This is a genomic window from Paenibacillus dendritiformis, assembly GCF_945605565.1.
Lineage (GTDB): Bacteria > Bacillota > Bacilli > Paenibacillales > Paenibacillaceae > Paenibacillus_B > Paenibacillus_B dendritiformis_A.
The window spans coordinates 5,885,146-5,909,002 of sequence record NZ_OX216966.1 but is presented as its reverse complement, the minus strand read 5'-3'; the positions used below and the strand labels follow the sequence as shown (position 1 = coordinate 5,909,002).

The 23,857-nt window shown below is 54.4% G+C and carries 22 protein-coding genes; 15 read left to right on the top strand and 7 right to left on the bottom strand.

Annotation, left to right across the window (positions count from 1 at the left end):
- Window positions 1–247: 247 nt before the first annotated feature.
- On the bottom strand, window positions 248–1,858 hold the full coding sequence (locus NNL35_RS26535) for a DUF4091 domain-containing protein (RefSeq protein WP_254553880.1): 1,611 nt from the start codon (window positions 1,856–1,858) through the stop codon (window positions 248–250).
- Between the two features lie 71 nt (window positions 1,859–1,929).
- Complete coding sequence (locus NNL35_RS26530; RefSeq protein WP_254553879.1) at window positions 1,930–3,297, bottom strand: ABC transporter substrate-binding protein; 1,368 nt, start codon at window positions 3,295–3,297, stop codon at window positions 1,930–1,932.
- Window positions 3,298–3,524: 227 nt separating this feature from the next.
- Between NNL35_RS26530 and trmB the strand changes: the two genes are divergently transcribed.
- Complete coding sequence (gene trmB, locus NNL35_RS26525) at window positions 3,525–4,253, top strand: tRNA (guanosine(46)-N7)-methyltransferase TrmB (RefSeq protein ID WP_254553878.1); 729 nt, start codon at window positions 3,525–3,527, stop codon at window positions 4,251–4,253.
- Between the two features lie 136 nt (window positions 4,254–4,389).
- Here trmB and NNL35_RS26520 read toward each other — a convergent pair whose 3' ends face one another.
- Window positions 4,390–5,601: an MGDG synthase family glycosyltransferase gene (locus NNL35_RS26520; RefSeq protein WP_254553877.1), complete on the bottom strand. Its 1,212-nt coding sequence runs from the start codon at window positions 5,599–5,601 to the stop codon at window positions 4,390–4,392.
- 58 nt (window positions 5,602–5,659) lie between these two features.
- On the bottom strand, window positions 5,660–6,187 hold the full coding sequence (locus NNL35_RS26515; RefSeq protein WP_040732156.1) for a phosphatase PAP2 family protein: 528 nt from the start codon (window positions 6,185–6,187) through the stop codon (window positions 5,660–5,662).
- Window positions 6,188–6,931: 744 nt separating this feature from the next.
- On the opposite strand from NNL35_RS26515, the gene NNL35_RS26510 reads away from it, so the two are divergent.
- From NNL35_RS26510 to rplT, 4 genes are all read left to right on the top strand, one after another.
- Window positions 6,932–8,173, top strand: a complete 1,242-nt coding sequence (locus NNL35_RS26510) for a glycosyltransferase family 2 protein (RefSeq protein ID WP_006677984.1) — start codon at window positions 6,932–6,934, stop codon at window positions 8,171–8,173.
- 301 nt (window positions 8,174–8,474) lie between these two features.
- Window positions 8,475–8,972, top strand: a complete 498-nt coding sequence (gene infC, locus NNL35_RS26505; RefSeq protein WP_006677983.1) for a translation initiation factor IF-3 — start codon at window positions 8,475–8,477, stop codon at window positions 8,970–8,972.
- Window positions 8,973–9,038: 66 nt separating this feature from the next.
- The gene (gene rpmI / locus NNL35_RS26500; RefSeq protein ID WP_006677982.1) at window positions 9,039–9,239 is read left to right on the top strand and encodes a 50S ribosomal protein L35; all 201 of its coding nucleotides are present in this window, start codon (window positions 9,039–9,041) and stop codon (window positions 9,237–9,239) included.
- Window positions 9,240–9,276: 37 nt separating this feature from the next.
- Entirely contained in the window at window positions 9,277–9,636 is a 360-nt protein-coding gene (rplT, locus tag NNL35_RS26495) for a 50S ribosomal protein L20 (RefSeq protein ID WP_006284825.1), read from the top strand.
- Window positions 9,637–9,737: 101 nt separating this feature from the next.
- Here the strand turns inward: rplT and NNL35_RS26490 are convergent, their stop codons facing one another.
- Window positions 9,738–10,286 (bottom strand): acyl-CoA thioesterase, encoded by a 549-nt coding sequence (locus tag NNL35_RS26490; RefSeq protein ID WP_040732153.1) that lies wholly within the window; start codon window positions 10,284–10,286, stop codon window positions 9,738–9,740.
- Between the two features lie 278 nt (window positions 10,287–10,564).
- Between NNL35_RS26490 and NNL35_RS26485 the strand changes: the two genes are divergently transcribed.
- Both NNL35_RS26485 and NNL35_RS26480 read left to right on the top strand, forming a co-directional pair.
- Complete coding sequence (locus NNL35_RS26485; protein WP_133379527.1) at window positions 10,565–11,629, top strand: nucleoid-associated protein; 1,065 nt, start codon at window positions 10,565–10,567, stop codon at window positions 11,627–11,629.
- Window positions 11,630–11,755: 126 nt separating this feature from the next.
- Window positions 11,756–12,025 carry a hypothetical protein gene (locus NNL35_RS26480; RefSeq protein ID WP_006677979.1) on the top strand — a complete coding sequence of 90 codons (270 nt, stop codon included), beginning with the start codon at window positions 11,756–11,758 and terminating at the stop codon, window positions 12,023–12,025.
- A gap of 113 nt (window positions 12,026–12,138) precedes the next feature.
- On the opposite strand, the gene NNL35_RS26475 is transcribed toward NNL35_RS26480, so the two are convergent.
- Window positions 12,139–12,588, bottom strand: a complete 450-nt coding sequence (locus NNL35_RS26475) for a GNAT family N-acetyltransferase (RefSeq protein ID WP_254553876.1) — start codon at window positions 12,586–12,588, stop codon at window positions 12,139–12,141.
- A 725-nt stretch (window positions 12,589–13,313) separates the two neighbouring features.
- Between NNL35_RS26475 and ilvB the strand changes: the two genes are divergently transcribed.
- The 7 genes from ilvB to NNL35_RS26440 all read left to right on the top strand — a co-directional run bounded on the left by ilvB (window position 13,314) and on the right by NNL35_RS26440 (window position 22,056).
- On the top strand, window positions 13,314–15,059 hold the full coding sequence (gene ilvB / locus NNL35_RS26470; protein WP_006677977.1) for a biosynthetic-type acetolactate synthase large subunit: 1,746 nt from the start codon (window positions 13,314–13,316) through the stop codon (window positions 15,057–15,059).
- Entirely contained in the window at window positions 15,056–15,556 is a 501-nt protein-coding gene (ilvN, locus tag NNL35_RS26465) for an acetolactate synthase small subunit (RefSeq protein WP_006677976.1), read from the top strand. Before ilvB ends, ilvN begins: the two co-directional genes overlap by 4 nt.
- Before the next feature lie 187 nt (window positions 15,557–15,743).
- Window positions 15,744–16,736 (top strand): ketol-acid reductoisomerase, encoded by a 993-nt coding sequence (gene ilvC / locus NNL35_RS26460; protein ID WP_006677975.1) that lies wholly within the window; start codon window positions 15,744–15,746, stop codon window positions 16,734–16,736.
- A 166-nt stretch (window positions 16,737–16,902) separates the two neighbouring features.
- Window positions 16,903–18,453, top strand: coding sequence for a 2-isopropylmalate synthase (locus tag NNL35_RS26455; protein WP_006677974.1), 1,551 nt, complete (start codon window positions 16,903–16,905; stop codon window positions 18,451–18,453).
- 441 nt (window positions 18,454–18,894) lie between these two features.
- On the top strand, window positions 18,895–19,173 hold the full coding sequence (locus NNL35_RS26450) for a hypothetical protein (RefSeq protein WP_006677973.1): 279 nt from the start codon (window positions 18,895–18,897) through the stop codon (window positions 19,171–19,173).
- 97 nt (window positions 19,174–19,270) lie between these two features.
- Window positions 19,271–19,705 carry an NUDIX hydrolase gene (locus tag NNL35_RS26445; protein ID WP_006677972.1) on the top strand — a complete coding sequence of 145 codons (435 nt, stop codon included), beginning with the start codon at window positions 19,271–19,273 and terminating at the stop codon, window positions 19,703–19,705.
- 1,148 nt (window positions 19,706–20,853) lie between these two features.
- Window positions 20,854–22,056, top strand: a complete 1,203-nt coding sequence (locus NNL35_RS26440) for an IS256 family transposase (RefSeq protein ID WP_254553875.1) — start codon at window positions 20,854–20,856, stop codon at window positions 22,054–22,056.
- 363 nt (window positions 22,057–22,419) lie between these two features.
- Here NNL35_RS26440 and NNL35_RS26435 read toward each other — a convergent pair whose 3' ends face one another.
- Window positions 22,420–22,674 (bottom strand): hypothetical protein, encoded by a 255-nt coding sequence (locus NNL35_RS26435; protein WP_006675147.1) that lies wholly within the window; start codon window positions 22,672–22,674, stop codon window positions 22,420–22,422.
- 62 nt (window positions 22,675–22,736) lie between these two features.
- Here NNL35_RS26435 and NNL35_RS26430 point away from each other — a divergent pair, with 62 nt between their 5' ends.
- Window positions 22,737–23,855: an ABC transporter ATP-binding protein gene (locus NNL35_RS26430; RefSeq protein WP_006675148.1), complete on the top strand. Its 1,119-nt coding sequence runs from the start codon at window positions 22,737–22,739 to the stop codon at window positions 23,853–23,855.
- Window positions 23,856–23,857 lie beyond the last annotated feature (2 nt).

The following is a 23,857-nucleotide window of genomic DNA, read 5'->3' as shown; positions in this document are numbered from 1 at the left end:
GCCGGGTCGCAAGCCGCCGCCAGCCTGCCGTAGCGCGCTTGGCGGGCGGCAGGCGGCCGTGGTTTTATTGTAGCAGATCTCGCTCGAAAAGCGAAGATACGGCACCGCGCGGGCGAAGCGGGAGAGAGGCGGCCAGACAAGCGAAGACACCCCGGGCGGCTGTATGCCTGTCATGGCCGCCCGGGGTGCATCGCATGCGCGGGGAAGGAGAGTCCGCGAGGCTCCCCGCCACCGCCGGGGAATGACATCAGGTGGAACGGCAATAAGCTGAGGCAGCTTCGAGCAGCCTGCGGTGGGCCGCTTCGAAATGGGCCGGGTCCGTATTGACCTGGCGGAAGCTGCCCATGCAGGAGGCCAGGATGCTGTCCGCCAGCGGCCGGTCGTGCTCGGAGAGGATCGAGAGCAGCTCATAATCCTCCACGCCGGCCCGCATCGCTTCCAGCCGCATGCTGAGCATAGGTCCGCCGTCTCCCGGATAGACGATATGTGTATCTCCGGCCGGCACCCGGCGGTCGTGAACATCAGGGGCGAGCAGCGGATTGGTCAGCTCCATCGGATCCTGATCCGGGAAAAAATAATTGAAGCCCCAATGCAAATACCCGTCCAGCCCGTACAAGTAATTGCCCCAATGAAGATACCGCGTTTTCAGCAGCGGAAAATCGAGGAACCGGTTCAAGTACTCGCCGCCGGGATTCCAGCAGGTATAGAACCAGAGCGCGTCTCCGGATTGGCGGTACGCTTCGTATGCATCCCGGTTCAGCTCGTAGTCCTTGTTCGTCGGAACCCAGATATCGACCGCGCCCCCGACGCCGGTATGAATGACCGCGTCGATGAGCGGCACGCCAGGCATCCATTTCCTGACGATGCCGGACAGGATGCGGTAATCGTCGGCCGATGGGGCAATCGGTTCGTCGGCGATATGCTGCACGAGCCGGTCCAGCCAGCCCTTGCTTCGCAGCCAGTCGCGCCATGCCGGCACAAATTGCGACAGAAAAGCGTACCCCTCCGGCGATGTCGCGGGAATCTTCCGATCGGCATTCAGCATGAAGCGGGGGTCCTCCCAATGGGTGCGGCCGGCGATATGACCGCCTTCGATATGGGTGAAGCCGAGCTCCAGGAACATCGTGATCAGCCGTTCCGCCTTGGAGAAATCGAAGGAATAGCGGCCTCCGCCTTGCGGATGAATCTCGATGAACGGAGCGCCGACCATGAAGTGGGTCTGTCTGCCGCGGCGCATGGCGGCTCCGTAGCGGTACAGCATCTCCCAATAGGGCTCCGACCACATCTCAAGCCCGTGGCGGTCCGCAATATTGCGCACGGAGTACCAGTTCGTGACGGCCAGCCGTCCTCGTGCGGGAACCGCGGCGGGGAACACCTCGATCCGGACCGGGATGACACCGCGCTCGCCGCCGATCTCGAACGTCAGCTCTCCTTCATATAAGCCTGGGTCTGCCGAGACAGGGATGGGCCAGCATAGATACGCCGCCTCGGTAGCGGCCCGGGCCGTATAGCGGTCCTTCACCGGGCGGAGCGCGTCATAGACGCGGAACGGCGCCTGCCGCGTTACATAGGGCGGGGCGGGACTGCCTGCCGGGATCGTCGAGACATCCACATCCGTATTCTCGTTCACCTGTACATCCAACAGCTGATAGACCTCCACGGAGCCGGGAAGGCGCCGCTCGCCGCGCGGCTGAAATGTCCAGGCGATGGAGGCGTTCGCAGGCACGCCGTTGAACAGAATCTGGCAGCTCGCATACGAGCCGCGGGCGCTCGCCAGCGAGACGCTGTGCGCATACGGATGTGCTATTTCGCTATCGGGGTACAGCCATTCGTTGGCGCTGTATACTTCGTACTTCATCGGGGTCTCCTTTCTGCATGCGATGTGATATGTCTTTCCTGCCTCCGGGCAGGGTGCAGGCTACAGGCCGATTAACTGCTCTGGCTCTTCGCTTCTTTGATCTTAATCTCCGATTCCTCCTTCAATACCCGCAGGAACTCGGCGATATCCATATTCGATTGCGAAAATTTGAGCATGCTGCCGCCGATATTGACATATTTGTCCCAGGGGCTGATTTTAGCCGGCGGCAGGGCAGGCTTGCGCACATAGAACGCGGAGACGTTTTTGCCGTTGAAGATTTCCACGCTCTCGCCGAAATGGCGGACGACGTCGGGATTGTTGAACAACGGCGGGGCATCGCCGATCTTGGCCAGCTCCGTCTGATGCTCAGGCGACAAATACGCCATCAGCACCCGGAACGCTTCATCCTTATGCGGGCTGTATTTGTTGATGACGAGCAGGTTGCTGCCCGCAGGCGGGGCGGCGTCCGGGGCATCCGGCCATACCGGCAGCGGGGCAGCTTCCATGTTGGCGGCGACGTCCGGATCGCCGACGCCCCAACGAAGATACTCGATCCAGGATACGATCATGGCGACGTTCTTTTTCGGAAATTCATAATCTTTGCGCGCTTCCGGATCCGGGTTCACGATGCCCGGAATGCTGTAAATGCGCTTCATCAGTTCCAGGTACTTCGCTACGGCCGGTTCCTTGGCGATCAGCACCTCGCCGGTATCGGGATCGGTCAGATTGACCGCCAGCTGCTGCAGCGGCACCGTCACCTCGCCCGAGGCTATGCCGGGCCCCATTTCGAGACCGCGATATTGAATCCCGTCCCGCTCGGCGGTCATCTGCTTCGCCATCTCGATGACTTCGTCCCAGGTCATCTGCTCTGTCGGATATTCGAGCCCGAATTTATCGAAGACTTCTTTGTTGTACCAGATGCCGTAAGGGCTGTATTGAATCGGAATGCCCATCATGCGGCCCTGGCCGTCCTTGTCCATGGCCCGAATCGAAGCGATAAGCGAGTCATCCAGCGTATGGATATCGAATTGATGCTTGGCGATCAGATCGTCCAGCGGCTCGATCATATCGAGCTCGTAGAGCGGATCGAGCCCCCAGTTGGCGAAGATGATGTCCGGAACGATCTGCTGCGCGTTCAGCTCCTGCAGCGGCTCCAATTCCGCCCGGGAATCGACCAGCTCCAGCTTCACGTTCGGCAGCAGCGATTCAATGCCGCGGTACCGTTCCTCGAAGGCGCCTTCTCCCCAAGGGTACAAAATTTTGATCGTAACCGGTTCCCCGCCAGTCTCTTCGTCGGGAACGGAGGTCTCCGGCTCGACAGCGGCCGGAGCAGGTTCGGCAACTGGCGGAGGGCTGCTGGAAGAGCTGCAGCCTGCGATAGCAAGCAGGAGGGCAAGCAGGACGGACAGCATTAAATGGAAACGCTTTCGTTTCTTCATTTACGATGATCCCCTTTCACAGTGGAGGATAGGTATGGGCGGGATAGTTACCGCTACCCTCATTATAGAAAGGCCGCTGTTAATTTAGTGTTAACGTTTGAGGCAGCCGACGCTTGGCTGACGCGCCTGGGAAGCGCAACGCCGGGTGATGGCAGGCGGCTCTTTACAATTGCGTGCCGGTCATGCAGAATAGAGGATTAGAGCATACTGAGGTTGGAGGAAAACAGATGCGTTTACGAGGCAAAAAAGGGGCTCCGGAGCTGCTGCAGCAATCGAAGATTGCGATCCTGGACCCTCAATCGGCACGAGGCCGCTGGCATGATATCTTCGGCAACGGCCGCCCGATCCATGTGGAGCTGGGCATGGGCAAAGGCCAGTTCATCAGCACGATGAGCCGGCGGTACCCGGATGTGAACTTCATCGGCATCGATATGTACGATGAATTAATCGCGCGCGCCTGCGAGAAGGCCGAGACGATCCGCGGCGAGCTGGGCGTGGACAACGAGGCGAACTTAAGGCTCGTGCGGGCGAACATTGAATATTTGGAATCGATTTTTGCGGAGGGCGAGATCGAGCGTATTTTTCTGAATTTCAGCGATCCGTGGCCGAAGAAGCGCCATGCGCGCCGGCGCTTGACTCATCCCCGTTTTATCGAGAAATATAAGCACGTTCTGAATGAACGCGGAGAGATCCACCAGAAGACAGACTCGGTGACGCTGTTCGAATATTCCTTGAATTCCTACGCCGAGGTCGGTCTTCAGATGCGGAACATCTCGCTCGATCTGCACCGGGACGGCCCTCATCCGGAGCATGTGATGACAGAATACGAGGAGAAGTTCTCGAGCAGAGGCATGAACATTCATCGCGTGGAAGTTCTGGCGGGGCGCGAGGCTTACGAGCAGTACCGGGCTTCGCTGCCGTACGGCAATGGAGGACAGCCCGTCCCGCAGCCATAATGCGCCAGGTTAGCCGCCGGCTTGGGCGATGCCCGGAAGCCGGCGGCTTTGTCATGTCCGCCCGCAGCACAAAGCCCGGTCCTGGACGCGAGACCAGGACCGGGCGGGGAAAGGCGTTTCATGAAGAAATGATAAGTCAGGCTGAGGAGCTGCCGGTTGGCGGCTTCTCGTACAGCATGCTCAAAATGGCGTCGGCACACGCCTTCGGATGATAGCGCGAGGCGTTCAGCTCGAATTCGCGCCGGCGCGAAGCGACCTCCTCATAGTGATAGGCCAGCTTATTCATCCAGTTCGTTATCGTATGGGCGCTCTCGATCGGCTCGCCGTACCCTTTTTCCGTAAAATAATGCAAGTTCTCTTCTTCCTGGCCCGGCAGCGGTTCGTAGAACAGCATCGGAATGCCCTTCGCCATCGCTTCGGTGCAGGTCATTCCGCCCGGCTTCGTGATGAGCAGATCGGATACGTCCATCAGCTGATCGATTTCTTGCGTATAGCCGATGAGATGGATGTTCTCATGACGGAATCTCGGGTTGTCCAGCAGGCGCTGGCGAAGCTTCTCATTGTCGCCGATGCAGAACAATAACTGGATGTCATTGCGCCAACGGGTCAGCAGCTCGCTGGAGCGGCTCGGGTCAATCAGTCCCCATCCTCCGCCCATGACGAGGACGGTCGGGATCTCCTTCAGTCCGAAGCGCCGGCGGATGGCCGCCTTCGTATTGCGGTCATGCGTCTCCCAGAACTTCGGATGGACGGGGATGCCGGTGACCATGATGCGATGGGACGGCACGCCATGGGCTTCCAGCTTCGCCTGCACTTCGGGCGTCGATACGAGATAGCGGCTTACCCCGGGGCTGACCCAGGTCGCATGCGCGTCATAATCGGTAATGACCGTGCAGAGCGGCACATTCAGGCCCAACCGGCGCAGCCGCGAGATGACGGCATTCGGAATCGGATGCGTGCATACGATCATGTCTGGCCTCAGCTGGCGCATGACCGTCATCGCCTGCGTATAAAAGACGCGGTGCAGCGCCATCGTGGTCAGCCGGTTCAACGATTTGTGATACTGGGTCCTGTACATGAAGCCGACCAGTCTTGGCTGCACGGAGACAGTCTTGCGATAGGCCTCGATAATGAGCGGCGCCGTCCGCGGATTCAAAAAGCTGCCCAGCTCAATCACGCGCGTCTGCACATGCGGAGACAGCTTCCGGAGGCTGACGGCCAGCGCGTGCGCGGCCTGGGTGTGTCCGGCCCCGAAGCGTTCCGACAGGACGAGAACCCGCTTCTTGCCTTCGTTATCGTTCGCAAAAGCGAAGCCTGCCGGTACTGTCCATGTGACAGGTTCCTGCATGTTGGTCACCCTTCTATCCTAATTAGTGTTACTGCTTGGTTGACGACCTGCCGCTCCATTATGTCCAGAAGGAGACCGTGCCTACGGCCGCCCCGGTTCCGATCAAGGCCCCTGCCAAGCAATCGGAAGGATAATGAAGGCCAAGATACATCCGGGACATCGCCACGATGAAGGCGACGGGAAGCAGTGCCCAGGTCAGAATCGGAAAAGCCATCATAATCGGCATAACGATCGAAAAGATGGCCGTCGTATGTCCCGACGGGAACGAATGGTCGATGAGCGGCTTGCGGAATGTTCGTATATCGGGCAGCGCCAGATGGGGGCGAACCCGCGGGTACCATTTTTTGATAAGAAAAACAGGAATATGGCTTACAGCCAGCGCAACCAGACACTGCCAGCCAATCCGGCTCCAAGGGTCAGGCGCGAACAGGCCGAGGATAAGCGAGAATGCGATCGTGAATGTCGCTCCTCCGAGATGAGTCATTGTATAGAGTACCATGTTCATCCAGTGATGATGAAGACGCTGATTAATCCATAGAAACAACTGCCGTTCACGGTATCCAAGCCACGCGATAACACGGGTCAACATGTTACCCCTCCGTTATGCGATAGATTTTGATGCGATCGTAACAACTTTACATTAACAGAAGATAAGGAATTTGTGAATTTTTCATGTACCCCTTCCATTGGAACCGAGAAGCATACTTAATCATATTTATATTTGCGCATGATTTCAATAAATATTGTGGGAAGACGCGTGCAGATCGGCGGCGAAGCTTGACGAATGATGTCCCATCTTCCGGTTCCCTCTTCCTGTCACTAGGACGTTTCTCCTGATTGCAGCGGGGGCACCTGATGGATGTTTCACTTTCGGACGCTCCGGGTAACATGGTGATAGCTGCAAGTCAGCCTCGGCAGGTTGATTTTGGACAGCAACCTTTGCGCGGGCTGTTACGTTATAATATGATGTAGACGTATGCCCATGCGGTCCAAGGCAAGGCGGAATGCCTTTATGCTCGGGTTCCTTAACTTTTTTTGACGAAATGGGGGTCCAAAGCCATAATTTCTTAGCATTTGGACGAAAATAAAGAAAATACCCCGTCAGAGCCCGAACGCCTGCCACTTCACGATCATTCTTGCATGAAAATGAAGTAATTAACGTGTGAAAGCCAATATTAGGTTTTTGACAAACGGATGGAAACGTTAGAAAATCGGGATCGACCGTTTTCTGCCGGGGTAAACATGACAAAGCCATGCCATGAAAAACAAAGAAAAGGCATGCTTACAAAAAAAGTGAAATATCATCAGGGGTTAAAAGGGGGACACCAACATGGTGGATAATTTATTTATCGGCTTGCAGGTGTTGTTGGCCGCGCTCGGTGTGTATCAATTCACCTTGTCGCTGTTCGGCATTTACCGTGAAAAGAAACGAAAAGCCTACGACCCGCAGAAATCGTTCGCCGTCATTGTGGCCGCACATAACGAGGAAGCGGTAATTGGAGCGCTTGTCGAGAACTTGAAGCAGCTCGACTATCCGAAGGAAATGTATGACATCTTTGTCATTTGCGATAACTGTACCGACAACACGGCGGACATCGTAAGAGAGCATGGCGTGACGGCATGCGAGCGCCACAATCCCCATCAGCGCGGCAAAGGCTATGCCATTGAGTGGATGCTGAAGAATCTGTGGGAGATGCCGCGCCAATACGATGCGATCGTCATGCTCGACGCGGACAATCTGGTCAGCATGGATTTCCTGCGTGAAATGAACAATGATCTGTGCTCCGGCGCGCGCGTTATCCAGGGGTATATCGATACGAAGAACCCGCATGACTCGTGGATTACGGCCGCTTACGGGGTCACTTACTGGTACTGCAACCGGCTGTGGCAGCTGTCCCGCAAAAATCTGAAGCTGGCGAACTTCCTCGGCGGAACCGGCATGTGCTTCGAGAGCCAGCTGCTGAAGGATATGGGCTGGGGCGCGACGAGCCTGGTCGAGGATCTGGAATTCACGGCGCGCTGCGTCATGAACGGCATCAATCCGGTGCTGAATTACAATGCGCGCGTATACGACGAGAAGCCGTTGACTTTCAAGGCGTCGGCACGACAGCGTCTCCGCTGGATGCAGGGCCACTTTACGGTGGCGCGCCGCTATTTCTTCCCGCTGCTGTGGAAGAGCATCAAGGAGCGCAATATGGCGAAGTTCGATATGGCGCTCTATACGATTACGGTTTACACCGTGCTGCTGACGTTTCTTATGACCGCCTTCTTGTGGGTGGACGCGGCGATTTTCAACGGGCCGAACGTGGCTACGTTCTTTCAATATTTGCCGTCATGGGTGCCGGTCGTGTCGATGGTTCTGACATGCAGCGTGTTCGTGCTGGCGCTCATGCTGGAGGGCGTCAAGTCGTGGCGCATCTACGCGTCGCTCATTACGTTCCCGATCTATCTGCTGTCCTGGTGGCCGATTACGTTCTATGCGTTCTTCACGCAGAACAACAAAGTATGGAGCCATACCGAGCATACGCGAGTCGTGCGCCTGGAGGAAATGCAGGGCAAGCAGGTGTCCTGATTCGGGGTTATCCCGGAGCGGAAAAAATGTCTTGACAATGAATCCGCAAGAGTGATATAGTAATTGAGTGTTCAAATTGCATATGATTTGTATTAAGCAGGAGCGCCCGCTTCTCACCTGTCCAACGTAGGTTGGCTGGTTCTGACGATTTGCCGCGTTGGCGGTGTTTCACATGATGATAATTAGTCTATGTGAGGGATGTGGGCTCTTGAGTCCGCATCCCTTTTTGCATACAATAGAAGTTTGCAAGAGTGAAGTGGGAATTCGATTATGGAGGTGGCACACCATTAGCAAAGATCATTTGGTTAACGAGGAGATTCGTGCGAAGGAAGTTCGACTGGTCGGCCCGGAAGGCGAGCAGATCGGCATCAAGCCGTTCCGCGAAGCGCTGCAGATGGCTTATGACGCGAACTTGGACCTGGTGAATGTGGCTCCGCAGGCGAAGCCGCCCGTATGCCGGATTATGGACTACGGCAAGTTCCGCTACGAGCAGCAGAAGAAAGAGAAAGAAGCGCGCAAGAATCAGAAGACGGTCGATATCAAGGAAGTCTGGTTCCGCGCGAACATTGACGAGCATGATTTCCAGACGAAGCTGCGCAACGTCTTGAAGTTCCTGCGTGAAGGCGATAAGGTCAAATGCTCGGTCCGCTTCCGCGGACGCGAGATTGCCCATGCGGATATCGGCAAGAAGGTTCTTGACCGTGTTCTCGTCGAAGCGAATGAACTGTGCATCGTAGAACGCGTTCCGAAGCTGGAAGGCCGCAGCATGATTATGATTTTGGCGCCGAAGAGCACCTAAGCGACCTGCCGCGCTGGAGAAGGCGGCGGGATGGATGAACACCGAACTTGAGGAGGATAATTGATTATGCCTAAGATGAAAACGCATAGCAGCTTGAAGGGCCGCTTCAAAATTACGGGTACTGGTAAAGTGCGTCGCTACAAAGCGTACCGCAACCATTTGCTTTCCCATAAATCGCAACGCCAAAAGCGCAACCTGGCAACGAGCCCAGTGATGGCAGCAGGCGACGTTAACCGCATGAAGCAGCAATTGAAAAACTTGAAATAAGCAATTCGGAGACATCGAATCGGGAGGTTAATACGAAATGGCACGAGTAAAAGGCGGATTTACGACACGTCGTCGTCATAAGAAAGTATTGAAACTGGCAAAAGGATACTTCGGTTCCAAACACCGCATCTTCAAAACAGCGAACGAGCAAGTTATGAAATCGTTGCTGTATGCATACCGCGATCGCCGTCAACGGAAGCGTGACTTCCGCAAGCTGTGGATCGCCCGCATCAACGCGGCAGCTCGCATGAACGGACTGTCCTACAGCAAAATGATGCACGGCTTGAAGCTGGCAGGCGTGGACATCAACCGCAAAATGCTGGCTGACATGGCAGTCAACGATGCCAATGCATTCAGCTCTCTTGCAGCGGTAGCCAAAGAAAAAGTAAACGCGTAAGCTGGATTCATATAGAGCGCCGCATCGCCGTCAACGGCAGTGCGGCGTTCGTTATAAGACAAGCCCCGGTTGCGAGCAACCCGGGCTTTTTGCAATGGATTCTACTCCCAATATTTGCGGGTCGACAGCTGGCTGGCGAGCTGCTTGCTTCCCGCCCGTCTCTTCTTCCGCAGCTCTGCCCGCTCCTGCGCCGATTCGTGAAGCAGCTTCTCTTCCTCGGAATCGGGGATGACGGGCGGCACGACCATCGGCCGGCCATGTTCATCCACCGCCACGAACGTCAGGAAGGACGTCGCTGCGATAGCGCGCTCGCCGGAGAACAGATTCTCCGAGACGACCTTGACGAATACTTCCATACTCGTCCGTCCCGTCCAGGTTACATACGATTCCAGACAGACGGAATCGGACTGCAGTATCGGACGCAGGAAATCAACCGAATCGGTCGAAGCGGTGATCACGTTGTACCGGCAATGCCGTACGGCCGAGATGGAGGCCAATTCGTCGATGGCGCTCATCAGTTTGCCGCCGAACAGGGAATCGTGGTTATTGACATCGTTCGGAAATACGCGGCTCGTCTTGAACACGCGGGATTCGCGGCATAGCTTGGGGGCAAGCCCGGATTGATGAACATCCGTATCTTTCTTCACAATCAATCGTCCTTTCCATGCAACAACTCTTCCGCACGAAGGCGGGGCAGCCTGGACGGCTGCCGCTTCTCATCCTTCTATTGTACTCCAGAGCGGGGGAGAAGCCAAATCAGTTCCAGGGCGGACGCCCGTATCCGATACCAGATCCGCCCATCCCCGGTCTGCGGGGAGAAGGGGAGATACGGCGGCATTCCGTGCGGAACTGCCTTCGGTTTCCGTTTTCATCGGCGCGCATTTTCGATACAATAGAGAGATGCGACTTCGAGAAAAGAGGGAATGTTATGATCGATTTATCCAAAGCGGAAATCCAGCAAATGGTTGTCCATCAGGTCGGAAGCAAAGCACGCGAAGAGGGGGTTCGCGTCTCTCACGCGCTGTATGATGTGCCGAGCGACGAAGTGAAGGCGACGCTGATGAAGTACTTCATTTCCGGCTTCAAATTCGACGCCTTCTACCGCTTCCATCACGAGGCCGAGCTGCCGTTGAATGAGGTATACACCTACGTGAGCCGCATGTTTCAGCAGGCCGATTCCTTTCATGAGCAGTCGGTTCATTTGCTGCATCATTTGTACGAGCAGTCCTCTCATCCGCAGATTAAGCCGGGGGAGCTGTATGTCGTTCATCTGAACAACATTTTGTACAACAACTTCAGCATCGACGCCATCGGCATCATGAAATCCGAGCATAAGGACGTCTTTCTGCAGGTGCAGGAGCGCAAGCCGGAAGAACTGCAGGTCAGCATCCAGGAAGGAACGAACATTCGCAAGCTGGACAAGGGCTGTCTCATTCTCAACGTGCGGGCGGAAGCGGGTTATTCCGTCGGCATCGTCGATACTTCGGCAGGCAAGAACAACGAAGCGGCCCGCTATTGGCAGGAAGATTTTTTGAATGTGCGGCTGCTGGAGGACGAGCATTATTTGACGGATAAATATATCGAAATGTGCACGCATTTCTATGAGGATGTCATCGCCGCCTCGGCGGAGGAACCGCCGGAGAAGAAAGAGAAGCTGGAGTTCATTCACCATACGATGGAGTACTTCGCCAAGCACGAGCAGTTCGAGGAGGAGGCCTTTGCCGAGGAGGTTATCGTGCAGCCGGAGATTGTGCCGATCTTCAAGGCGTACAAGGAGACCTACGAGGAAGCGAACGAGCTGCCTCCGCTGAATGAATTTCCGATCTCCCAGGCTGCCTTGAAAAAGGCGAAGCGAACGTATAAAAACAATATCCGGACCGATACGGGCGTCGAGTTGAAGCTGAAGAGCGAGAGCTTCGCTTACGTGGAGAAGGGCTTCGATGAAGAGCGGGGCATGCACTACTATAAAGTTTTCTATAACGAGGAGGAATAGAATCGGGCTTGGCGCACGTTTGAGAGCTTGCGAGACCCAGATTTGAAGAAAGAAGGGCCATCATACAGACGGGAAGGAGCAGGATAGAATACCTTGTATGGAATCAACCGTGAAGGAGGGATTCGCATGCGGGGTGTTACGAAAGCACAGGCATCCAAGCTTGTCGGCAAACGGATCTATGCGCTGCACAAAAACGGCTCTGTCGTGTCCGGCAAGCTGATTCGCATATCCGGCAACCGGCTGGTGCTGGAGCAATCGAAGGGGAAGAAAGTAAAAACAAAAGCGATCATTCCATTGGTTTTATTCGATCTTCTCGCCATCGGCACAGCCCCTTACGCCTTTGGGGGATATGGGGGGTACGGGTTTGGGGGCTATCCGTACGGTTATTTCTGGTAAACGAATTCGGCCAACCATCACATCCAAGACGAGCGGCCACATGAGGATATGGGAGCGGAGAGCCTGGGGGGACCCCAGGCTTTCATGCTGTCCTTAGACGGATTAGGCGGATGTCAGCGCCTGTCCAGCGGCTTCTCCATCTCATGGCAGGCGATATGCATGATGTACCGCTTTATTCGGTAGCCATGCCGCTCGTAGAATCGCTGCGCGGCGCCGTTGCCTTGATCTACATAGACGCGGGAGCGGAGGCAGCGCTGCGTGCGCCCATATCTTTCTGCCCGTTCCAGGAGCGCGGCGCCGCATCCCTTGCCTTGGGAGGCGCTGCTGACGGCGAGCAGATCAATCAGCAGGATGTCGTTCTTGGCTTGGACAAGTGCGAAGCCGACAGCCTGATTTCTGCGGTTCGCGGCGATGAAGGTGACGCCGTCCCGAAGCCGAACCGGAATATCCTTCAGCAACTGGCTCTCTTCCCAGACGAGGTTGGAATGAGGGAGTAATTCTTCCAAAATGAGGCGGCGGATGATGCGGTCATCGGAAGCGGGGTGCCGAAGCCGGATGTTCATGCCCGATTCCCCCTTTGCGGCATCGTGAATGATGTATTATATGTGCTGCCTTCGTCTCCCGTGCCGATTTCAACTCCCTTCCGAGCCCTTGTGGAACTACGAATGAACCAACGGTTCAAAAACGTTATAGTACGGAAAAAAGCTGCGGTTTTTACCGATTTCGGGCATTTCGCCAAGCTATGCTGCCTTTTTGCCGGATGACCGGTTTACAAAATTTTTTGGTACCGCCTCTTGACTCCTGCATATCGTAGGAATATAATGTTTCTAAACATTTGAAAGACATTGACCATATTTTACAACGGCAATGAAGAGGACGAAGCATAAGGGCCCTTATGAACAGAGAGCGCATGGAAGTCTTGCTGAGACCGGCGCCATAATCCCTTATAGGCGAGCTCACCTCGGAGCTGTTCTCCTGAACGGATATCAGGCCATGGCCGATATGTCAGTAGGGGGAATCGTCAGGCGCGCGTTAGGCGTCCAGAGTATGCGCTGTCCATACATGTCATGGATAACTGTATCGGCGTATACTTGCAGAGATTTCACATCGCGAGATGTGGAATGAACATGGGTGGTACCACGGAAGCACAACCTTTCGTCCCTTAGGCAGCGAGCAAGCTGCGGGGGCGGAAGGTTTTTTTGTTGTATTACAAGCCTGGCCAGGCACAACACACCATGACAACCAAGCCCGATTGGAAATCGACAAGATGCGTAAGGAGGATGGCAAAATGAGCACACATCAAACGACAATGCGCTCAACCGATGAATTAAAAGAAAAATGGATGAAGCCTGAAGTGATTACAGGCTCCGAAATTTTGCTTCGCAGCTTGTTGTTGGAAGGTGTGGAGTGCGTGTTCGGCTATCCGGGCGGCGCCGTGCTCTACATCTACGACGCGATGCACGGCCGCGAGGATTTCCATCATGTCCTGACCCGGCATGAGCAAGGCGCCATTCACGCTGCCGACGGTTATGCGCGGGCAAGCGGCAAGGTCGGCGTCTGCATCGCGACATCGGGTCCCGGTGCAACGAACCTGGTCACAGGCATCGCTACGGCATATATGGATTCGGTTCCGCTCGTCGTCATTACCGGCAACGTAGCGACGACGTTTATCGGAACAGACGCCTTCCAGGAGGCGGATATTACCGGCATCACGATGCCGATTACGAAGCACAGCTATCTGGTGCGGAACGTGGAGGACCTGCCGCGGGTCATTCATGAAGCGTTCCACATCGCGAATACGGGCCGCAAGGGGCCGGTGCTCATCGATATTCCGAAGGATGTGTCCGCAGCAACGACCTTGTTCCAGCCGGTGACAGAAGTGAATATCCGCGGATATAACCCGACGGTCCAGCCGAACAAGTATCAGGTGGATAAGATGCTGAAGGCCATCGCGGAAGCGGAGTCGCCCGTCATTCTGGCCGGAGCCGGCGTTATCCATTCCGGCGCGCATGAGGAATTGCTTGAGTTCGTAACCAAGACGAAGATTCCGGTGACGACGACCTTGCTCGGACTCGGCGGCTTCCCGAGCGGGAACGAATTGTGGATGGGCATGCCCGGCATGCATGGAACGTACACGTCGAACATGGCTATACAGCAAGCAGACCTGCTTATCAACATCGGCGCCCGCTTCGATGACCGCGTAACGATGAAGCTGGACGGATTCGCCCCGAAGGCGAAGATTGTGCATATTGACATCGACCCGGCCGAGATTGGCAAAAATGTGCCGACAGACATTCCGATTGTGGGCGATATTAAGTCGACGCTTCAATTGGCTAATGCTACGGCGGTTCACAACGATAAAGCAGACGCGTGGCGCGAGCAGGTGCAGAAATGGAAGGCGGAGAAGCCGCTGGCGTTCATCGACTCCGATTCGGAGCTGAAGCCGCAATGGGTCATTCAGATGATCAATGACACGACCCAAGGCAATGCGATCGTGACGACGGATGTCGGCCAGCATCAGATGTGGGCGGCCCAGTACTATCGCTTCAACCACCCGCGCTCCTGGATTACATCCGGCGGCCTCGGCACGATGGGCTTCGGCTTCCCGTCCGCGATCGGCGCGCAGATGGCGTTCCCGGATCGGACGGTCGTCTCCATCAACGGCGACGGCGGGATGCAAATGTGCGCGCAGGAGCTCGCCATCTGCGCTATCCACAACATTCCGGTCAAGGTGGCCATCATCAATAACCGGGTGCTCGGCATGGTGCGTCAATGGCAGGAGCTGATTTACGATCACCGGTACAGCCATATCGATTTGGCAGGCAGCCCGGATTTCGTCAAGCTGGCGGAAGCCTACGGCGTGCGCGGCTTCCGGGCGACGACGAAGGAAGAAGCGGAGCAAGCCTGGACGGAGGCGTTGAACACGCCTGGGCCGGCCGTCGTCGAGTTCGTCGTACGCAAGCACGAGAACGTCTACCCGATGGTAACCCAGGGCTGCACCATTGACCAAATGATAATGGGGGATTGCGAATGAAACCGATGAAGCATACCATCGCCGTCATCGTCAACGATCAGCCTGGCGTTCTGCAGCGCGTGTCCGGCTTGTTCGGCCGCCGCGGATTCAACATTGACAGCATTACGGTAGGAGCCTCGGAGGAAGAAGGCCTCTCCCGCATGGTCATCGTGACGACCGGCGACGAGCATACGCTGGAGCAAGTAGAGAAGCAGTTGTATAAGATTATCGATGTTATCAAAGTCGTCGATTTGAGCTCTCAACCGATGGTATCCCGCGAACTGGCCTTGATCAAGGTCAAGGCGGAGCCGCGGGAGCGTCCGGAGATACTCGGCGTCGTCGAGACGTTCCGCGCGACGGTGGTCGATATCGGACCGGGCACGATCATCGTCCAAGTCGTGGGCGAGTCGCAGAAAATCGAAGCGATGGTCGAGCTGCTTAAGCCTTACGGCATCCGCGAGATCAGCCGCACCGGCGTGACAGCGATGGTTCGCGGGCAGGCGGCGGACGGGAAGTAACCGGTACCTCTGTGCTGGACCCGGCCGGCGTCGCGCCGGCCGCGGGCATTCCCCGAATGAGGGGGTCTCTCAGGGGATAAGTCAGGCAGAACCGGAACGAGCGATTGTCCCTTGAAATACCCTCATTCATTCGGGGTTGATTATTATCTCACTTTATTAATAGGAAGAAAGAGGAGGACTCATACTAATGGCAGTTACTATGTATTATGAAAAAGACGCAGATCAAAGTGTATTGCAGGGCAAGACAATTGCAGTTATCGGCTATGGCAGCCAAGGGCATGCTCAAGCGCAAAACCTGCGCGACAGCGGACTTCAAGTCGTCATCGGGCTTCGCGAAGGCAAATCGGCCGACAAAGCGCGCAACGACGGCTTCGAAGTGTTGAGCGTCGGCGAGGCGACAAGCCGCGCGGATGTCGTTCAAATCCTCATGCCGGACGAGACGCAGGCGGCCGTATACCATGCGGAAATCGCGCCGAATCTGAAAAAAGGCGCTGCCTTGATGTTCTCCCACGGCTTCAACGTACACTTTGGCCAAATCGTCGCGCCAAAAGAGAATGACGTGCTCCTCGTGGCTCCGAAGTCGCCGGGACATCTCGTTCGCCGCACGTATGTCGAAGGCTTCGGCGTACCGGGCCTCATCGCAATCGAGCAGGATGCGACAGGCAATGCGAAGGCGATCGGCCTGGCCTATGCCAAAGGCATCGGCTGCACACGCGCAGGCGTGATTGAGACTTCCTTCAAGGAAGAAACCGAGACGGACCTGTTCGGCGAGCAAGCGGTATTGTGCGGCGGCGTCAGCGCGCTGATCAAGGCCGGCTTCGAGACGCTCGTGGAAGCGGGCTATTCCCCGGAAATGGCGTACTTCGAGTGCTTGCATGAAATGAAGCTCATCGTCGACCTGATCTATGAAGGAGGTCTTGCGACGATGCGTGATTCGATCAGCAACACGGCGGAATACGGCGACTATGTAACCGGACCTCGCATCGTGACCGACGAGACGAAGAAAGCGATGAAGGAAGTATTGTCCGATATTCAGCAGGGCAAATTCGCGCGCGACTTCATCCTGGAGAACAAAGCGGATCGTCCGTTCCTGACCGCGACCCGCCGCAACGAAGCGAACCATCCGATCGAAGTGGTCGGCGGCCAGCTTCGCGAGATGATGCACTGGATCAAGAAGTAGTGATGTGAGTTGCGCCAGCCGGGCCGGACAAGCGGCAGGCCGAGGACTTAAAGGCCGGAAGGCGATATCGCACAGCGCCCGCCCGTCGTCAAGGCGGGATGGCGCTGTTCTTTTATGTGCATACACTGGAATAGTAATATGGCGAGAGACTAACGGAGGTGCAGCGATGCGTAAAATTTATATTTTTGACACGACGTTAAGAGACGGGGAGCAATCTCCGGGCGTGAACTTGAATACGAAGGAGAAGCTCGAGATCGCCTACCAATTGGAGCGCCTCGGTGTCGACCGCATCGAAGCGGGGTTTCCTGCGGCATCTCCGGGTGATTCGGCCGCGGTGGGGGCCGTCGCCGCCGCAGTGAAGAATGCGACGATCGTCGGGCTGTCGCGGGCGCGGACGCAGGACATCGACGCCGCTTACGAAGCCTTGAAGAACGCGCAGGATCCGTGCCTGCATCTGTTCCTTGCTTCTTCGCCGATTCACCGCAAGCATAAGCTGCGTATGGAGAAGGAGCAGGTGCTGGAGACGGCCGAAGCGGCGATTCGTTATGCGAAGAAATATTTCTCGAAGGTGGAGTTCTCTCCGGAGGACGCTGGACGGACCGAGCTCGACTTCCTCTGTCAAGTGACCGAGATGGCAATTCGCGCCGGGGCGACGGTCGTCAACATTCCGGACACGGTCGGTTACTTGACGCCGTATGAGTATGGCAACATCTTCAAGACGTTGAAGGAGAATGTTCCGGGCATTGAGAAGATTCAGCTTAGCGCGCATTGCCATGACGATCTCGGCATGGCGACGGCGAATGCGCTGGCGGCGGTGCTGAACGGGGCCGATCAGATCGAAGGCACGATCAACGGCATCGGCGAGCGCGCGGGCAATACGGCCCTCGAAGAGGTGGCGCTGGCGCTGGAGACGCGCCAAGATTTCTATCAGGCGAAGACATCGCTCGTCCTGAGCGAGATTGCGCGCACGAGCCGCCTGGTCAGCAAGCTGACAGGGATGGTCGTACCGGGGAACAAGGCGATTGTCGGCGCCAATGCCTTCGCCCATGAATCGGGCATTCACCAGGACGGCATGCTGAAGGAGAAGACGACGTACGAGATTATTTCTCCGGAGACGATCGGCCTGAAGGAGAGCAAGCTCGTACTCGGCAAGCATTCGGGCCGCCATGCGTTCCGCGAGAAGCTGATCGATCTGGGCTACACGCTCAGCGAAGAACAGGTCAATGCCGCCTTCGCCAAGTTCAAGGATGTCGCGGACAAGAAGAAAGAAGTGTCGGACGAAGACATTCGCGCCATGATCGAGGAGAAGCTGAGCGACACGCCGGAAATGTTCAAGCTGGAGACCGTCTATGTGGAGTACGGCAACCAATCCGTTCCATCGGCGAAGGTTCGCCTCGTCACGATCGACGGCAACGTGCTGGAAGAGGAAGCGAGCGGCAACGGCTCCGTCGACGCCATCTATATGGCGATTGACAAGGCGTCGCAGGAAAACGTCGAGCTGACCGATTACTCTATCAAATCGGTTACGCACGGCAAGGACGCCCTCGGCGAAGTTCATGTCGTCCTGACCCAGGACGGCCTGCCCGCGCTGGGCCGCGGCGTCAGCACGGACATTCTCGAGGCGAGCGCCCGCGCGTACGTGGATGCGCTCAACCGCCTCATCGAGAAGCGCAAGCTCGGCGGGAGCAGCCGCCGCGACAAGATCGGGTTGATCTAATATTTTCTCAGCATAGTTGGTTTCGGCCCATTCGGCCTGCAGATGACCTCTGAACAGGGGGTCATCCTTTTTTATCCATAAGATGCCCCTGAGCTGCACAATGTCCTTCCATAGTGGAAAATCGCGAGGAAATGTCTTCCAAATAGTAGACGCTTTTCTATGAGAGAGATAGATTGTGCTTATATGAAACGATACTATATATAGTGTATTCCTGCGATCACTTCTCTATATACAGATATTTTACCTCGTTAAGAGAATAACCCCTTCATGTCCACATTTGTATGGACAAATATGCTGTTTTTCCACTCATGAAGTACAAACTACTGCTCATCCGCCATTTTGAACAACCACCGTTTTTCTCTGCATTCCGGTTTTTTAGTAATATTATAGTAAAATGGCTGTAGAGCCGATTGCTATTCGGAATAGCGAGGAGTGATACGTATGAAAAGAAAGTGGATCATTACTATTGCAAGCTGCCTTATCCTCCTCTCCCCCTGGCTGCTCAGTACGGAGAAAACAGCAGCGGTCGTGACAATCATCCAAATCAATCCGGATTCAATCCGAATTGTTGATAGGGCGAAAGAGCAGGTTACGGTGTATGGTCAAGAGGAAGATCTCCAGGCTCTCCAAGTTACAAAAAACTATTTTATTGTCTATGAAAGCCGCTGGTTTACGCGTCCGACACTGGTTTCAATTGAGCCGATGCCCGATGATGTATGATTGCGCAGGGACAAGCAAGCGTGGTCGCCAGGGAGGGGAATATCGTAACATTATCGAATATTGATAGAGCCAAAATGTAAAATAAGGAGACCCGATCATGCAAGGATATAATGTTCTTATGATCTATAATAAAGATATGGATCGGTTGCTGATGTGCAAACGATTAAAAGACCCTTACAAAGGATTAAGTAATCTGGTGGGCGGCAAAATCGAGCGTGGAGAAACTGGGATGGAAGCTGCATACAGAGAACTGCTTGAAGAAACAAACATTTCACAAGAAAATATTACTTTGCATCATCTCATGGATTTTACATACTATGTGCATGATTGCTATGTTGAAGTTTATGTGGGCAAATTGAAGTGTGATGTTGTGATTTCAGGGGATGAAAATGAATTATACTGGTCTGTTGATTTAAATCAAAACTTTTTTGACATGACCTTATTTGCGGGTGAAGGCAATATTGGGCACATGATTGAGCAAGTGAAGATGAGCAAAGACAAATTATTAGCGGATGAAACAGTTCAAGTTTAACGAAGGATAACACTTTTATATGACCGCCTTTCCTGAAGGGCGGTTCATTCTGCTAACGTCTGATGTTCCCCTGAACGGGCCGGAGGGTTGCAAACTTGCGGGAGCTCGATAGGAGAGGCATGTCCTATTTTTGCTCATCTTATGAAATTGTCCTTCTACAGTGGAAAACAAAGAGAGAATGTCTTCCAAATAGTAGACACATTTCTGTGAAGGAGATAGTTTGCGCTTATTTGAAATGAAACTATATGTAGTTTTTTTGTAATGATATCTCTACATATAGAAAATGACCTCGTAAGAGGAATAATCCCTTTATGTCCACCTTTGTATGGACAATTGTGATGTTTTTCCGCTCTGGGAGTACAAAAACATTGCGTTTCCCTTGATCATCAAAGTGGCAAGGGATGTTGTATAATGCTCGGGGCACGACGGCCTTTCCGGTAAGGCTGTAAGGCTCGCAGCGAGTGCGGCAGTCCGTTAGGGGAATCCTGCAATAATACAGTATTTTCTCCTTAAAGTGACTCTTTTCTCTTACATTAATGCAAAAATACACCTTTTTATCAGTTTTTCCTCAACTTAACCTCTTATGCCCTGAAATTCCTGTATTTTTCAGGCTGTTGAGAAAGTCCAAGGGATTTTTTGGCACTTCATTTTTTATGTGGTGGATCTCGTCTCTCCGTAGAAAAAATCGATTTAAAACGCTATGGGTGCCGAGTTTTGAGCAGGAAAATGGATAATCTCCACCCCTTCGTAAAAACAGGGGTTTTCCAACGGCCTGAAAACTGCACCATTTCCCTAGACACGTCTATCCGGTAGGCGAAAGACACGTCTATCCGGTAGGCGAAATCCGCAAAACTGCACGATTTCTCCAGACACGCCTATTCGGTAAGCGAAATCCTGCGTAAATACAGCAATTCGATATGGACGACTTTACCAGAATGGGAATCCTGCAAAAATGCAGGAATTTCACCCGTTTCGCTTCGGCTTGAAGCAAAAGGGCCTAAAATGATGTAGATTTGCAGCAATTCCTCGGGATGTTAGCTAAGTCCATATAATTGTGTAAAAAGAAAATGGCAAAAAAGTAGAGCCATAGCAAGGATCCTCGTATAGAATGAGGTTGTCGAGACAACATTCCAAAGGAGGATCTAGCTATGACTCAATACCAGATTACCCTAGATTCACAACTTTTGCATCAACTGTTTTTATCCGAATCAAGAGATGAGGGGATAGCGACCTTATTAGAATCTATCTTGAATCAAGTTTTGCAGGCGCAGGCAACGGAACAGTTGAAGGCAGGACACTACGAGCGCTCAGAAGAGCGTGCAGGTTACCGTAATGGAACATACCCTCATCGGCTGACAACACGGGTGGGTCAATTAACCCTGCAAGTACCGCGTTTCCGCAACGGTCAGTTCTCTACGGAACTCTTTGCTCGTTACCAACGAAGCGAGCAGGCCCTTGTCTTAGCCATGATGGAGATGGTACTCAATGGTGTGTCAACACGAAAAGTAAGCAATATCACAGAAGAACTGTGCGGGACAGAGTTCTCCAAATCAACAGTTAGTGAGCTCTGCAAACAGCTGGATCCCCTCGTAGAAGAGTGGAATAACCGAAAACTGGACAAGGCCTACCCTTTTCTTATTGTCGACGCCCTGTACGTTAAAGTCCGGGAAGACGGCCGTGTGCGCTCACGTGGCGTGATGATTGCCACAGGGATTAATTCGGAGGGCTATCGGGAACTGCTTGGACTTACCGTAGATGATACCGAGTCAGCAGCAACGTGGGGGGCTTTCTTTACGCACCTCAAAAGTCGCGGGTTGCACGGTGTTGATGTCATTACAAGTGACCATCACGGTGGTTTGGTAAGTGCGATTCGGCAACATTTCCAAGGTGTAACCTGGCAACGGTGTCAAACCCACTTTATGCGTAATATTCTGGACGCTGCTCCTAAATCATGCCGTGATGAATTGAAGGCCCATATAAGGGCCATCTACGAAGCTGCGGACGAGACCAGTGCCCGTACACTGCTGAAGCGGACACAAGAAGCATTTGAAAATAAAGCTCCAAAAGCCATGAGGGTCTTGGAAGAGGGCTTTGACGATGCGACAGCGATCTTGGCACTTCCGGCTGCCTGTCGGATACGTACGCGCACCACAAATGCCGTAGAACGTCTAAATGGCGAGTTGCGGCGGCGAGAACGCGTCATTCGCATTTTTCCCAACCGAGCCTCTGTCCTTCGTCTTTTTGGAGCCTTGTTGATTGAGCAGGACGAAAAGTGGTCTGCTGGGAAAAAGTATATCGAGATGAAAGAGTACCATGAGTGGAGGAAGAAGCTAAACAAGCCTGCAGCTTAGGCATCTTTTTGCTCTGGCAATCTCATTGAGGAATTTACACATAAATTTGGACTTGACCGGGATGTTGATTCATTGAGCCGAAATTACTGTAAAATAGCAGCAATTCCCTCCACATGTTCAAGCCGCAGGAGGCAACGATGCCTCCTGAAGGCGATGATGCCCCCAGGATCCGACGCGGTCTCTTGGTTCCGTAAAATAAGGCCGTTGAGAAGAGTGCCAAGTTTTGATTGTGTAACTGGACATCTCCACCCCATCGTAAAAACAGGGGTTTTCCAACAGCCTGATTTTTGCAGATTTTCCCGTTTCCCCCCGTGGATCGTGGCAAAAAGCTGCAGGCATGCAGGAATTTTGTGTTCCTCGGGCTCATTCGGCGCTTTTCCAACTCACATTTTCCTCTTGTCCCGCCATTCTTCTCATGTTTATCTCGCGTTCCCGCCAGTATGCCGCCACCCCCTCTCCTTTTTCATTCTTGCCTCCCGGGTCCTCCGCGATCCCGCCAGCATGCCCGGGCCCACGACCCCCCTCTTTTACATTTCTGCTTCCCGCGTGCGCTCCCGGTGTTTTTATCCAGGAACCATCACGCCCCTGCCCATTCTTCAAAAAAATAACCGTTTTCATGTTTCTTAACACCAAATTAACAGGTTTCCCTGTAAGATGACGTTAAACCGGGAGGGATCATCATGGCCAATATATTGTTTAACCATGTGTACAAACGGTACGGCAAGTACAAAGAGATTGCTGTAAGCGATTTCAACCTGAGTGTCGACGATACGGAGTTCATCGTGCTGGTCGGGCCGTCCGGGTGCGGGAAGTCGACGACACTTCGCATGCTGGCGGGATTGGAGGACGTGTCGGAAGGCGATATTTACATCGGCGATACGATTGTCAACGACATACCTCCGAAGAACAGGGACATCTCGATGGTGTTTCAGAACTATGCCCTGTATCCCAATATGAGCGTCTATGAAAATATCGCCTTCGGCCTGCGCCTCCGCAAGCAGCCGAAGCATGAGATTGATCTGGCGGTGAAGCGGGCGGCTCGGGTGCTCGAGATCGAGAATTTCCTGGAGCGCAAGCCGCGGGAGCTGTCCGGGGGCCAGCGCCAACGCGTGGCGCTCGGCCGCGCGATTGTCCGGACGCCGCAGGTGTTCCTGATGGACGAACCGTTGTCCAACCTCGATGCGAAGCTGCGCGTGCAGATGCGTTCCGAAATCATCAGCCTTCACAAAAAGATCGAAGTGACGACCATCTACGTTACTCATGATCAGATTGAGGCGATGACGATGGGAGATCGGGTCGTCGTCATGAACAGGGGCGTGGTGCAGCAGGTCGATACGCCCGAGATGATCTACAACCGTCCGGTCAACATGTTCGTCGCCAACTTCATTGGCAACCCGCCGATGAACTTCATCGAAGGGCGGCTGCATCACCATGACGGGCATTTGGAGTTCCATACGCGCAGGTTCATTATCCGCCTTGCCCCACAACATGAAAGCGCTATCAGAAGGCAGCGGCTGGTCGATCGGACTGTCATCATGGGAATCCGCCCGGAGCATATCAGCTTCGAAGCCCACCGGTTGGAGGCTTCACCGCATTCCATCGTGACGGGGACGCTCCAGTTCAATGAGTTCGTCGGCTCGGACCGGTATTACCATGTCGACATCAAGCAGGAGCGCCCGCTAGTCATTCGGGCCAGTGAAGGGCTGCACTGTGACGAGGGGACGCAAGTGTCGGCTGCGATCAATATGGAAAAGGCGCTTTTTTTCAATAAAGATACGGAAATGCTCCTTACGGATTGAGG